Source organism: Vibrio sp. R11-SG3-ISO3-SZ (genome assembly GCF_059834345.1).
Genome location: NZ_JCBDGX010000054.1, coordinates 1 through 14,170 on the forward strand (window position 1 = coordinate 1; position 14,170 = coordinate 14,170).

At 48.9% G+C, this 14,170-nt stretch carries 13 protein-coding genes; 1 reads left to right on the forward strand and 12 read right to left on the reverse strand.

What is annotated here, in order from left to right; translation table 11 throughout:
* The 12 genes from AC6R1O_RS07260 to AC6R1O_RS07315 form a co-directional block, all read right to left on the reverse strand.
* The coding region (locus tag AC6R1O_RS07260; RefSeq protein WP_500656761.1) for a carbohydrate ABC transporter permease at positions 1–571 on the reverse strand (571 nt) is incomplete at its 3' end.
* The gene (locus AC6R1O_RS07265) at positions 568–1,491 is read right to left on the reverse strand and encodes a carbohydrate ABC transporter permease (protein ID WP_334552589.1); all 924 of its coding nucleotides are present in this window, start codon (positions 1,489–1,491) and stop codon (positions 568–570) included. The genes AC6R1O_RS07260 and AC6R1O_RS07265, both read right to left, overlap by 4 nt.
* Positions 1,492–1,608: 117 nt before the next feature.
* A complete protein-coding gene (locus AC6R1O_RS07270) occupies positions 1,609–2,859 on the reverse strand; it encodes an ABC transporter substrate-binding protein (protein WP_334552591.1) in 1,251 nt (416 codons plus the stop codon).
* Between the two features lie 144 nt (positions 2,860–3,003).
* Entirely contained in the window at positions 3,004–4,452 is a 1,449-nt protein-coding gene (locus tag AC6R1O_RS07275) for an ATP-binding protein (RefSeq protein WP_500630329.1), read from the reverse strand.
* A gap of 24 nt (positions 4,453–4,476) precedes the next feature.
* Positions 4,477–5,205 carry a response regulator gene (locus AC6R1O_RS07280; RefSeq protein ID WP_500633707.1) on the reverse strand — a complete coding sequence of 243 codons (729 nt, stop codon included), beginning with the start codon at positions 5,203–5,205 and terminating at the stop codon, positions 4,477–4,479.
* Between the two features lie 148 nt (positions 5,206–5,353).
* Complete coding sequence (locus AC6R1O_RS07285) at positions 5,354–6,826, reverse strand: protein adenylyltransferase SelO (RefSeq protein WP_500656762.1); 1,473 nt, start codon at positions 6,824–6,826, stop codon at positions 5,354–5,356.
* Between the two features lie 526 nt (positions 6,827–7,352).
* Positions 7,353–7,961 (reverse strand): DUF2913 family protein, encoded by a 609-nt coding sequence (locus tag AC6R1O_RS07290; protein ID WP_500656763.1) that lies wholly within the window; start codon positions 7,959–7,961, stop codon positions 7,353–7,355.
* Positions 7,962–8,177: 216 nt separating this feature from the next.
* Complete coding sequence (locus AC6R1O_RS07295) at positions 8,178–9,302, reverse strand: M20 family metallopeptidase (RefSeq protein ID WP_500630372.1); 1,125 nt, start codon at positions 9,300–9,302, stop codon at positions 8,178–8,180.
* Between the two features lie 10 nt (positions 9,303–9,312).
* Entirely contained in the window at positions 9,313–9,780 is a 468-nt protein-coding gene (locus tag AC6R1O_RS07300) for a YjiG family protein (RefSeq protein ID WP_334552601.1), read from the reverse strand.
* Positions 9,780–10,520: a nucleoside recognition domain-containing protein gene (locus AC6R1O_RS07305; RefSeq protein ID WP_500656764.1), complete on the reverse strand. Its 741-nt coding sequence runs from the start codon at positions 10,518–10,520 to the stop codon at positions 9,780–9,782. Before AC6R1O_RS07305 ends, AC6R1O_RS07300 begins: the two co-directional genes overlap by 1 nt.
* Before the next feature lie 222 nt (positions 10,521–10,742).
* Positions 10,743–11,825 (reverse strand): calcium/sodium antiporter, encoded by a 1,083-nt coding sequence (locus AC6R1O_RS07310; RefSeq protein WP_500656765.1) that lies wholly within the window; start codon positions 11,823–11,825, stop codon positions 10,743–10,745.
* A gap of 178 nt (positions 11,826–12,003) precedes the next feature.
* On the reverse strand, positions 12,004–12,357 hold the full coding sequence (locus AC6R1O_RS07315) for a DUF1428 domain-containing protein (RefSeq protein ID WP_500626070.1): 354 nt from the start codon (positions 12,355–12,357) through the stop codon (positions 12,004–12,006).
* A gap of 373 nt (positions 12,358–12,730) precedes the next feature.
* On the opposite strand from AC6R1O_RS07315, the gene AC6R1O_RS07320 reads away from it, so the two are divergent.
* Positions 12,731–14,056 carry a tyrosine-type recombinase/integrase gene (locus AC6R1O_RS07320; RefSeq protein WP_500633700.1) on the forward strand — a complete coding sequence of 442 codons (1,326 nt, stop codon included), beginning with the start codon at positions 12,731–12,733 and terminating at the stop codon, positions 14,054–14,056.
* The last annotated feature ends 114 nt before the right edge of the window (positions 14,057–14,170 follow it).

Here is a 14,170-nt window from a genome sequence, read left to right on the forward strand (position 1 = left end):
AGATGGTAAAAAAGCCTGCGCCATCCAGCTTCGCCGCTTTAACCAGCTCATCAGGAATACCGATGTAGAAGTTGCGGAAAAACAGCGTGGTAAAGGCCATACCGTAGATGACGTGAACGATCACCAAACCTGTCGTAGTGTTGGCTAGACCCAATTTGCCCAGTACCGCGGCCATTGGCAGCAAAATCACCTGGAATGGAATAAAGCAACCAAACAGCAACAAGCTAAAGAACAAGTTTGAGCCTTTAAACTGCCACTTTGTCACCACGTAACCATTAAACGCCCCCAGTAAGGTAGAAATCGCCACCGCGGGAATCACCATCTGGAACGAGTTCCAGAAGTAACCTTTGACGCCTTCACATTTTACGCCCGTACAAGCGCTGTCCCACGCTTTGTACCATGCGTCCCATACCCACTCGGTCGGCAACGACATCAGGTTACCGGCCTTGATGTCTGGCAAGGTTTTAAATGAGGTGATCACCATGACAAACAGCGGCATCAAGTACACTAAGCAGAAGAATAGCAACCCGGCATAAATGATCAGGCGAGCCATGTTCATGTTTTTGGTCATGACTTCTTCTCCCTAAGTTCTGAGTACAAATATGGCACCAAGATGGCCAATATCCCGGCCAGCATCATCATGGCACTGGCAGCACCTAGGCCAATTTGGCCACGGGTAAAGGAGTGCGCGTACATAAAGAGCGCAGGTAAATCTGAGGAGTAACCCGGGCCACCGGCCGTCATGGCGGTAACGAGGTCAAAACTCTTGATCGCAATGTGCGAGGTAATAATTACGGCGCTGAAGAACACCGGACGTAAACAAGGCAAAATAATTTTCATGTAGATGGTCGGTAGATTCGCGCCATCAATTTGCGCCGCTTTGATGATCGATGAATCAATACCGCGCAAGCCCGCTAAAAACATCGCCATCACAAAGCCAGAAGATTGCCACACCGCTGCTATCACCAACGTGTACACCGACATTTCAGAATTGACTAACCAGTCAAATTTAAAGCTGGTGAAGCCCCAGTCTTGCATCAGTTTTTCGATACCCAGACCTGGGTTGAGAATCCACTTCCACGCGGTACCCGTCACGATAAAGGACAGGGCCATTGGGTAGAGGTATATAGTTCGGATCGCCCCTTCTTGGCGAATATTCTGATCCAGCAAGATAGCGAGACCGACGCCCAACACAATGGCGACCAACATAAACATCAGGCCAAAAATGCCTAGATTGGAAATGGATGTAATCCAACGATCATTTTCCATTAGCCTTTCATACTGAGCAAAGCCGACAAACTTAAAGCTCGGTAGGAAACGCGAGTTCGTCAATGACAATGCCGCCGTCCAAAAAATGTAGCCGTAGATACACACCACGGTCACTAACATAGTCGGCGCAAGTACAATTTTCGGCAGCCAGCGTTGCAACCTGTCTGCAAAGCTGAGCTTTGGTGCAGACTTGTTTGCATTCCTAGATACAACATGCTCCATAACGATTCCTTACGTCTTCTCATCTGACACCATCACCGTCAGATGGTTAAGGAAAGGGCGCTTGGCTCCCCACAAGCCGAAGCGCCCTTTGGGGTGTGAAGTAATGCTAAGCGAAGGTTAGAAAATCGCCGCTTTTACCGCTTTTGACAGTTTCTGTGCCGCTTCTTTTGGATCCGCATTCGCATCGTTGAAGAAGTTGGTCACGACGTCATAGATAGCACCTTGCGCGTAACTGGTCGTCGCTAGGCCGTGCGCCATACTTGGCACTAGGTCACCTGACTCTGCACTGGCTTTAAAGGTTGCCATCGAATCCAATGCACACTGGTCAAACGCGCTCATGTCCATATCTAGACGCACTGGAATCGAGCCTTTGTTGAGGTTGAAGACTTCTTGGAACTCTTTGGTCAAGATGGTTTTCGCCAAATCTTGCTGCGCTTTTTGATTATCAGCATTGCTGAGCTCAAAGAACGCAAAGCTATCGATGTTGAAGGTGAACTGACCGTCAGTACCTGGCGCTGGTGCACAGATGTAATCCTTACCCGGTACTTTACCTGCAGCAGAGAACTCACCTTTCGCCCAGTCACCCATGATTTGCATGGCGGCTTCACCGTTGATCACCATAGAGGTGGCAACGTTCCAGTCACGACCTGGTGAGTTGGCGTCGATGTAATCGCGCATTTTCTTAAACTTGGTGAACACCTCGACCATTTTGTCGCCAGCGAGCACATCCATATCTAGGTCAACAAACGCTTTGTTGTAATCTTCACTGCCGAGCACATCGAGCGCCACCGCTTCAAAGACTGTCGCGTCTTGCCATGGTTGGCCCCCGTGCGCCAATGGAATGTAACCTGCCGCTTTGATCTTGTCGGCTGCAACGAAGAACTCATCCAATGTCTTTGGCAGTTCTACGCCGGATTTTTTCAATACTTCTGGGTTTGCCCATACCCAGTTAACACGGTGAACGTTCACTGGCACGGCGACGTATTCGCCATCAAACTTCATCACTTTCGTGACCACCGAAGGCAAGATGCTGTCCCACTTCTCTTGATTGGCCGTGTCATCAAGTGAGGTCAAAAAGCCTAGGCCGCCCCATTCTTGAATGTCGTGACCTTTGATTTGTGCCGCTGACGGTGGGTTGCCCGATACAGCGCGGGTTTTCAACACGGTCATCGCAGACTCACCGCCACCACCAGCAACCGCAAAGTCTTTCCAGCTGTGGCCTTGCTCTTCGAGCATCTGTTTCAATACTGCTGCAGATTTTGCTTCACCACCGGCAGTCCACCAGTGGAGTACTTCGACTTCGCCCGCTTGGGAGAAAGCAGAGGCAGCAAGGAGGGATAAGGTAAGTAGGGTTTTCTTCATTTTCATTGTTATCTTCCATGTTTTTGGATTAGACATCTGGGTCGACGTCAAACTGACCCGTTCACTTCGTGCTTGAACGTTATTGAGTCTATCCGACTAGAAAAAGAAGATTGAAACAAATCGTAAAGCCAATGTAACAATTCAGTTACATTACACTTCAAGGCCAGGTGGAATAAAGAGTTGCGCGCGTAAACCACGCTGCGGGAGATTACTAATAATGAGATCTCCGCCGTGTCCGTGCAAAATGTTGCGGCAGATGCCAAGCCCAAGGCCGTGACCTTGATCATCTTCTGCCAAACGAAAGTAAGGTTCAAACACCGCTTCCAACTTATCTTCTGGAATACCTGGGCCGCAGTCATCAATCGTCACCGTGATCCACTCGCGCTGGACTTCAATCGTGACAGACGCACGCTTACCATATTTCACTGCGTTATCGAGTAAGTTAGTGAGTACTCGCTTAATCGCCAAAGGCTTCGCGACGATCGGCTCCATAGTCATCGGGGTAAAGTCGACGCAATGTTGCTTGTGGTTCATGGGCTCAATGACAGAGAGGATCATCTCATTGAGGTCAATGTAGGCATTGTTCTCGTGCAAGTCGGTATCGCGCACACATTGCAGCGCGCCTTTAACCATCATTTCCAACTCGTCGAGGTCTTTATTGAATTTTCTGCGTTTCACGTCACTTTCCAGTAGCTCGGCTCGCAGCCTTAGACGCGTAATGGGTGTTTTTAAGTCATGTGAAATGGCAGAGAACAGATGCTCACGGTCGGCAGTGTAGCGCCGAATACGCTGCTGCATACGATTGAACGCACGCGTCGCCACCACCAGCTCACGAGCGCCATCTTCGGCCAAAGGCGGCTGATCGACATCCATACTCATGTCATTGGCGGCTTTGGCCAAACGCTTCAAGGGTTTCACTTGCCGACGCATCAGTAAATAGGTCAAGGCAAGCAGCAAGGTGGTGGAAAAGAAGAGGAATAAAATCTGCTCTCGGCCAATCAAGGTGTCATCCAACGTCACGTATGGCGCAGGCAACAAGGCGGCGATGTAGAGCCACTCGTGCTCATTCAGTTCGATTTGTACCACCAATACCGGAGGATCAATCGGTGACAATGTGAGCGTGTGATGCGCCCACGATTTCGGTAAATCGTGCAAATAAATGTCGTTTTTTAGCAAGCGCAGGTTTTCTGGCTGGGAGAAGTTGACGTCTATCGAGCGAGCGCGAGGCAGCTTCTGCTTGAGCACCGTTGTCACAGCATTGATTGAGGCGCGTTTTAGGCGTGTATCGTCAATAGGGTCGACAATCAATCGCTCTTTGTTGAACGAGACAAAAAAGCGCGTGCCGCCCATATTGCGAATTTGATCAAGCACGATATGGCGATAGCCAGTCGGTAGAGACTGAAAAAAGGTCACCGTAGAGGCAAACATGTTGGCCATGCTTTGCGAGGCGTCTCGGATCCCTGCAAGCTCTTTGTGCTTAGACTCGGTATACCAGATGGAGGTGGCTATACCCTGCGCGATCACCACCGCCAACACGGTAAGGCCGAGTGTCCGGGTCACCAACGAATTGGGTTTCAGTAAGCGCAATAACCACTTCATCACTTTGTCTGACTCGGTAAGCTGTTAATGTTCAACGCTAACGGGCACAGCAAGAATATAGCCATTGCCACGCATGGTTTTGATGTACTGAGGGTATTTGGCCGAGTCACCCAACCGATGGCGCAACCGGCTGAGCTGCACATCAATACCACGCTCAAAAGGCAGCGCTTCTCTGCCCCGGGTCGCAAAGGAGATGGTGTCTCTATCCAGCACTTCATTGGGGCGAGTAAGAAACAGCATCAGCAGGGCAAAATCACTCCCAGATAAATCGTGTTGTTCCCCTGTCGTGGTATGGGTAATTTTGTGTGCCAAGGTATCGAGCTGCCAATCGCCAAATACGATGGTTTTGGGTAAGCTGGTCGGCTCCGAGCCTTTCTCTTCGACCACTTGGGCGCGGCGCAGTACCGCTTTGATTCTCGCCATCAATTGACGTGGATTGAACGGCTTAGCGATGTAATCGTCAGCACCGAGCTCAAGACCCACCACCTGATCCATATCATCCGACACCGCCGTTAGCATAATGATGGGCACGTTGGACTCACGACGAATCGCCTGGCACAATGCAAAGCCATCTTCGCCGGGCAACATCACATCCAACAAAATCAGATCAGGGTAACCTTTTACATCAAGATGCTGCTTAAGTGCTTGTCCTTCTGCCACGGCTTCCACATGGAAGCCCGATTTAGACAAATACTCATCCAAAAGCTCGCGGATCTCCTGATCATCATCCACAACAAGTATTTTACTGTTCATTTCGCCAATCACTGCCTATGGTGTTAGCTCACAGTCTAGACAGTTCTCACCCGCGGTGTGACCGATAAATCCTTATTTTTTGAACAGAAAACAAATGGAGCTCACAAGTTTTTAACATTAAGCGAGTCATCTATCAGTAGATGGTCAATTAAGAAGAACAACTGATTTCAAGCCGTTTGCCCCAATCCGGTGGCAACGCCGCAAAATGTTCAAAATTCGGGTGCTCGTCGTACGGAGATTGAAGCACCAGCGCGAGCTCGTTGACCAGTTGATAATCCCCCTGTTCGGCGTTGTCGATTGCCATCTGCGCCAAGTAATTTCGCAGAATGTATTTGGGATTGACCTGACGCATCGCAGCGCAGCGATCACGCGCGCTAACAGGTGCTCCGCTCTCATCCACTTCACATTCACAACGCGCTAAATAGAGCGACAACCATTCACTCGCAGCCGCTCTATCAACAAATAAATCGATGACGTTCTGCTCTGGTTCACTATCGAGCATCGACAATGCGCGCATAAAGCGGCAATAGTCTACGCTCTGCTGAGCCAATAACTCAAACATGGCGCTAAAGAGCTGAGGGTCTTGATCTAATTTGGTCTTGAGGCCTAATTTTTTGCGCATGATGGCGCTAAATTCCCTGTTTAGCACTGACTCAAATTGACCGAGCCCCTGCTCCAGATCGGCTTTATCGACCAACGGTGACAACGCATGGGCAAGCGCGGACAAATTCCACAATGCGATGCGCGGCTGCTGATCAAACGCATAACGCCCTTGGTAGTCAGAGTGGTTGCAGATAAGCTGCGGATCATAATCATCCAGAAAACAAAATGGCCCGTAATCAAACGTCTCACCAAGGATCGACATATTGTCCGTGTTCATGACGCCGTGCGCAAAGCCCACCGCTTGCCACATAGCGATCATGTGAGCGGTGCGCTCGACGATCTGTTCAAACATCGCCAAATAAGGCTTAGTGGCGGTTTGACACTCTGGCCAATACCACTCAATCGCTTTGTCTGCCAACAGACGCAGTTCACTCAACTGATTGGTGTAAAAGAAGTGCTCAAAGTGACCAAAACGTAGGTGGCTGCGCGCCACACGCAGCAGCAATGCACCGCGCTCCTGTTTCTCTCGATAGACGGGGGTATCGCTGGCGAGCATACCTAAAGCGCGAGTGGTTGGAATGCCCAAACCCGCCATCGCTTCGCTGCCCAAATACTCACGAATGGTTGAGCGTAGGACCGCTCGTCCATCGCCCATACGTGAATACGGAGTCAGTCCCGCCCCCTTAAGGTGTAAATCGTAGACTTCACCTTTGGCGTCCTTTAGCTCTCCGAGTAATAGTCCACGACCGTCACCTAAATCAGGGTTGTAGACACCAAACTGATGCCCCGCGTACTTCATGGCTAATGATGGCCAATCTTCAACGCGTTGCTCGCCCGCCAAAAACGCTTTTAGATCGCCCGATGGCAGGGACTCATCCAGTGAAAACTGTGCGGCGAGTGATGCGTTCCAACTTACCCAACGCGTGTTGCTAAGTGGCGTTGCTTCAACAGGCATGTAAAACACCTTAGGCAGTTGATAAAAACGGTGAGTAAGCGCTAAAGATGACAACGAGGACATAGACGGCCCAATGTAATGAGTGTTGTCGCCGACGTTAGCAAAATGTTGCAGAGAGTAGCAAGAGAAAGTGTGAGCGGGATTGAAAAAGAGCGCTCGAGATAAGAAAGCCTGAGATGGCCGATAGCATGAGTTATAAAGAGAAAGGCTGCCTTAATCGAAGACTAAGGCATCGCCTCTATACTGTATCGGAAGTACGATATCGATCGCGTAACGAAATACAGCCCGATAATCGACTAGATCAGTGCGAAAACGCCGAGAATACCGACCAATGAGAACAGGCAAGTACGGCTAATCACACCAAAGTTAGTGGGTTCGATCATTTCATGATGTTGCATAGATTCTCCTCGTTATTTTTCTCTTTATGACAACTTAATTACAATATGATGAAATCTTCGTTTTATCTCAAGCCCAATCTGTGTGAATTTTTTGTGACAAGATCACCAAACCGTCTTCATTATCACGAAGAAAAACAAGGCGTTAAAAACAGATTGTAGGAGAAAAAGCGCGCTGAAAGAAAATCAGGCGCTTAGCGCAAGGAAAGCGTGATTCGCACGAAGTTTTCGTCTTCGTAATCCATTTGGTGATCAAAAATCGAAGACGTGTAGATAGTGCGCAAAAACGCGTGCTTTTCACCGTGCGCACCGCGAATTAGCATAGAGACACTTTGTACCAAGCGATTTCGGCGGTCAAAGTGACCATTGAGATCGGCAGACAGCACGCACAGCAGACAACCCGTCGGGTTATACGCTAAGTCTACCGCTTCAGGGCTTGAGACGAGAACGGTGGTATTGAGCTCTTTTTCTAACTGATTAATCAGCAGCAAGAAGCTATCAAGATGAGGTAACTCGTCGCCACTCATCGGGCTCAATAAGTTATCGAGCATGGCTTCCATATCGAGGCGCTGCGAGCGCGCATGGGTCACCATAGAGCGTACTTTCTTCTTGAACGGCTTGTATTTCTTACTGTTGGCGGCTTTATTCAACCATGCAGAAAGAATGTCGTTAATATCATTGCGCGATTTTCGAGCCAGTACTTTTCCGTTGTGGTTGGTGCGCAAATGCAACAATGCATGCAGCGCCAATTCAGACAGGAGAGGTTCAAACTCGGGTTTAATTTTGGAATGAATACTGCGCATTATGACTGGAAGCTAACTGAAACTCGCGGAGAAAGTGGTCGTTTGAAACACGAAAAGGACCGCTATGCTACCGAAAACCCTTCGCCATGTACAGATGCGATACGGCACAAGCACGCAAAAATAATGCCAATCTAAAAAAAGCCCCACACCCAAGAGTGTGAGGCTTAAGCTCATCAACCGTTGTGCGAGTCCCGATCACCCACAACAATTACTTCGCTATTTGGCGAGCTTACCGAGTACGCGCTGTAACAGCTGGATACGTGGCTCGATAGACTCAAGCAGTAAGTACTCTTGATCGCTGTGGAATCCCGCACCAACCGGACCTAATCCATCAAGTGTAGGTACACCTAGGATGGCTGTGCAGTTGGCATCTGAACCGCCGCCTACCGCTTGCCAACCCATTTGGATTGACAACTCATCGGCCGCTTCCTCTACTAACGCCATCAAACTCTCGGTTTTGTCACTCGGTACCATGGATGGCTTGTAAGCTTCACGCTCAAGGGCAACACGCACACCGTCAACAAATGGCGTCGAGGTTAATCCATTCAGGCGTGTATCGACATCGTCATACTCTTCGTTGCTCCAAAAGCGCACATCGACGATAACTTGCGCCAAATCTGGAACAATGTTTGCGCCTGCGCCACCTGAAACCACACCGGCATTCAAAGTCGTGCCTGACTCAAAATTGGTCATCTCGTTTATGGCTAGAATCCAGTTTGCCATTTCCGTCACGGCGCTACGGCCTTTCTCTGGCTCATTACCCGCGTGTGCCGCGATACCATGAAAATCAATCTTGTAACGCGCCATGCCTTTACGAGCTTTGACCAAGCTGCCGTCGGCGCGCGCCGCTTCAGCCACAAGAACGTGTTTGGCGTTTTTCGCGACCGATTGCAACCAATCTTGCGAGTAAAGTGAACCGGTCTCTTCATCTGGGTTCATGCAGATACAGATCGACAGCGCATCCAATACGCTTGCCTCAAGGTCACGCATCGCATACACCACATTGAGCAAGCCTGATTTCATGTCAGACACACCTGGGCCGTAAGCTTTCTCTGCATCGACCGTCATCGGACGCTGCGCAGCGGTGCCGACAGGAAAGACGGTATCCATGTGACCAATCAGCATCACATCGATCTGCTCAGCGTCAGGTTTGTTGCGAATTTCAAGCCCGACACCCGCTTTGGTGCAGTCAATGCGTTTGACGTTCCAGCCACCCATCTCGAGGAACTTCTGCTCAAACTGCTGAGCGATGACCTCAATGCCCTCAGTCGTGTACGTGCCGCAATCGACATTGACTAGCGGGCGCAGCTCATCTAAATACGTTTGGAGAGAAAATGACATCGCCTCCCCCTTACACAAATAGGTTCATGACAAGCATGGCGCCAAATGCGTTGAGTACCGAAATGGCAATCATCACTGGGATGTAGCGTCCTTCAGTGCCAATTGGGCCAAGGATACGACCCATGTATTGAATCTGTGAACCCATCAAGTAGATGGCAGGCGCAAGAATCGCAATGTGCGCGCCATTGAGAATGCCTTGGTCAAATAGGGTGATCACGACACCAACCGCGCCGCCCATCGACATCCATGCACCAATCAGTACCGCTGCCGCTTCACCAGGCAGACCAAATACCGCCATCACAGGTGCAAACACAGTACCCATCAGATCCAAAGCACCTGTGATTTGCAACGCCGCAATGATCACAAACGCCATCAATACGTTTGGCACCGTCGATGTGGTTGCAATCACCCAGCCTTTTTTCGCGCCTTCGACGAAGATGTCCGTCACCATTGGCTTTTTCGCTTTTACGTCACCCATTATGCGGTCTCCTCGGTCAGTGTTTCTTTGTTTTGCTTGTCGTCAGATTTCTCTTCTTTGCCTTCCGTCAGATTGACGTAAATGCGGAATAGGTTCGCACCAATGATCTTAAATGCGAACATCACTAATACCGCAAGGCCGATAGACGAAGTTACCGCGAGAGAGCCGTCCGCGAGCGTTAACGTAAATAGAACCGCACCAGATGAGAAGAAGTTGACAATGGTCGCGCCTGCGGTGAACTGGAACATAGTGAACACATCGGTTTCACGTTTGGTCAGTTGGCCTTCGTCTTTCAGCTGACGCGTCATCGCCGCGCCGGCATCCGTACTTTGCAAAGAGGCGATCAACGCCAAGCCTGTGTTACCCGGAATACCCATGACTGGGCGAAGCAATGGTGTCAGCAGCTTGCGCGCCGCTTCCAGTGCACCGTAGTGCTCAAGCACATTGATCATGCCAAGCGCGAACATCACAGTAGGAATAAGAGTTAAAGCGAAAATGAAGCCATCACGCGCACCACTACCACCGACACCACGGAAAGAAGTGGTCGCGGCTTGAACGCCATCCGCGGTTTCTGTCACGCCGTGCGCAACTTTACCGAAAGAGCCATTGAGCGTTGTAAAGTCCAACACGCCATACCATTCATTGGATTGCATCAGACCAGAGAAAAACACAACCGCAAACGCCAGCGCAATGTAGCAGCCGATCGTTACCTTGCGTTCAGATTGAACCGGAGTCGTCATCAAGATACCTATCTATTTGTTGGGGAAAAGCGCGGCGAATGTACTCCCAAGCAACGTGCTAGATAGATGATCAAAATCAAGTAGAAGGCGGAAGGTGAGCGTAATCATTCTGTCACATTTATGATTGTGACATTGATCACATTTGGAATATTTAGCCAACAATTAGATTCCAAATAGGCATTTAATCCGCCAATCAGTGATAACAAGTTGGCAATGCTGATATTAGCTCCTTTTCTGCTTTTGCCTCCACCAGTCTTTGAGTAAAGAAATCACAATAATGGAAAGCCCAATGGGGAAAACCACATTCCAAGTGACCATTGACAAAGTGGGCAGCCAGCCTGCATCACTCACGTCACCAATCAGGAAGGTGCTATACAGGAAGTACAAGCCAAAAAAGAGCCCTCCTTCCAGTCGACTGACTATCGCACCTGTCAACATCAGAGGTAAGCACAACAAAGCGACGCCAAGCATGATCGGAAAGTCCTGTGAGACGAGCTGCTCGTTGCCAACAAGTCCTGCACCACTAAACAGACCGGATATACCCAAAACCGCCAACAAATTGAACGTATTACTGCCAACGACGTTCCCGACAGCGATGTCTCTTTGCCCTTTTAAGCTCGCCACTATAGACGTCACGACCTCAGGAAGAGAGGTGCCGATGGCTAGAATCGTCAAACCAATCATCGCTTCGCTAACACCAAAGGCTCGCGCAATGTTCACAGCGCTACTCACCAACAAATTCGCGCCGGCAATCAGTAGAATTAAACCAACGACGAGCCATAACGCACTCTGCCATACTGGTTGGTGCCCCTGCGTCAATGAAGCGACTTCATCGTCACTCGCCTCTGCCGCTTCGGCCTCACTGCGCTTCCCCTGGACAAAAAGAAACGCAGTGTAAGCAACCAATAGCGCGACTAAAATCCCACAATCCAGTAGGCTTAATCGCCCATCTGTCGCCATATAGAAGACCAGCGCACTTAAACCAACCATGATGGGCACATCTTGGCGAATCAACTGCTTTGAGATGGTGAGTGGCGTAATGACGGCCGCTAAACCTAGGATAAACAGAACGTTAAAAATGTTACTGCCGACAACGTTGGCTATCGCCAGTTCGGTCTTGTTGGAAACGGCAGAATTGATACTCACAGCCAACTCGGGCGCACTGGTGCCAAAAGCGACAACCGTTAGACCAATAACCAGACTTGGAATACCCACTTTGGCGGCGAGTCTCGCTGCCCCTTTTACCAAACCGTCAGCTCCGGCAATCAACAACATCAGACCCAAAACTAAAAGAAGATAATCCATGTCTACCTCACCCACTCGAAGGCCAATTCACACCAAGAACGCATTCAGCGTTGAACAAGCTAAAATAACTCGAATTGATGAATAAAGCTCGATCAATTCGAGTCTTATCGCTTAGTACAATCGAGTGGCAACGCATGGCTGGTAACTGCGCCTTAGATATCGCCTACACAGTCGATGATTACTGGTCCAAAATGACCTCAAAACCACCATAAATAATTCGTTTACCATCGAACGGCATAGGATTTTGCTCTGGGCTCATTCGCGGATCATCCGAGATCTGTTGCCATGCCAGATCTCGAACTTCTTTTGATGGCCACACAACCCATGAGAACACCACGGTTTCGTTGTCTTGAGCTTTCACAGCCATAGGAAACGACGTCACCTCTCCATCCGGCACTTCATTCCCCCACGTTTCCACCACCCTTAAGGCACCGAAATCTTTGAACATTTCGGCGGCGATTTCTATGTGTGCCATGTATTTTTCTTTGTTCGCTGTCGGTACAGCCGCTACAAATCCATCAACGTATGTCATGATCACTCTCCTCTTATGTGGAGTAATAACCATAGCCCACCAATGCAGAAGTAGATCACTTGTTGATCACTGGCTCCGCCCCGTCAGCTGTAGACGCTCAGATACTGATTAGCGTGCAATGAGATTTGGCACAATAGAAACGCAAAAGCCCCGACAACTCATTGAGTTATCGGGGCTTTCTAAAGAAATGGCACGCCCTGTAGGAATTAAACTAGGATTTTAACTTCGTTTAACAAAGCTTAATAGTTATTTATTATCATACACTTAAGATACAAATTACCGAATTGTATATTTAACCAAAATAGCTCAAAATGGCTCTAAATTGACGCCCACGGCACCACAGAGGCACCACAGGATTTGACGGTAAGTTGTTATGGACACAGGAATAAACTTCACAAAACGTGCGTTAGAAAGCATAGAAAAACCGAAACATCGCATTACCTATAGAGACGTGGGAAGCACTAAAAGCGTTCAAGGTTTGGTGCTTGATGCCTTGGTTTCTGGCGCTAAAATCTTCCGTTTTCAGCGCAAAGTTAACGGAAAAAACATCAAGGTCAAACTCGGTGAGTTCCCTACGATGACGGTCGAGCAAGCAAGGGAAATGGCACGAAACACGGCGACCGACCTTGCCAACGGCATCAACCCAAACCAGCAAAAAAGAGAAGCCAGAGAAAGCCAAACCTTTGATGACTTGTTCGATATCTATGTTGCCTCTTTCGAGCTCGATATTAAAGCCAAGAAGCGCCGCGCCAGTAGCCTCAAATCAAACCAGACTCTTTACCGATTACACCTAAAACCTAAGCTTGGTAAAAAGGCCATCACTGATTTTGATGCCGAGAAAGCGCGGAAGCTAATGCAGGACTTATTCACCAAACACGGATACAGCAAACACAACCATTCGCTAACCTTGCTCAAATCGATGTTTAATCGAGCCTATATCGAGCCTAACCCCTTCGCTAAAATCAATAAGGTTGATGAGTCCCTTTTCAGACGCGAAAGAACCTTATCCAAGAAAGAGCTCGCGCAGTTTTTTGACTCACTGAGCCAAGAAAAGCAGATTTACCAAGATTGCATATTTTTGCTTCTGCTGACGGGTCAACGCAAATCGATGGTTCTTTCTATGCGCTGGCAAGAAATTGATCTTGATAATCGTCGCTGGATTATTCCAGCCAGTAAAAACAAGAGTAAAAAGGCTCACTCTGTTCCACTCACTCAAAAGGCAATGAGGATATTGGTTCGTCGCTCACATGAAGCTGAACTTAACCAAGAATTTGTATTCCCAAGCGCTCGAAGCCAACTCGGTCATATCACCGATAAAAGCGGGAAAGGCGGTTTCTGGCAAAGAATCACCGATCGCGTTGGCATGTACGCACCCGACAATCCGGAAAAGCATCTAACAGTTCACGACCTAAGACGCACCCTAGCCACTTTTCAAGTTACATCGGGCGGCTCAATACAGGCAACAAGTAAACTACTGGGTCACTCCAACATCAGCATAACCAATGATGTGTATGCTCATTTGTCGGACGATAGCGTGAGAGAGACGCTAGAGAAAACCGTCACCTATATGCTTGGGGACTCATTGCAGACTAAGTTAGATCGCATTAAGCAAGAGATTGATACTCTGCCTATCGAAGCAAGGCAGGAATTGATGAGCTATTTGGAACAATCTGTAGATTCTGACATTCTTACGGCTTAAGCCGCACGAAGCCTTGAATTTATTGGCTTAAGCACTTTTTGTTAGCCAAAATTGACTGGCTAACTAGCCAGTGACATTAAGCCTATTAGGTTAAAACACAGCGGCTAATCTTCC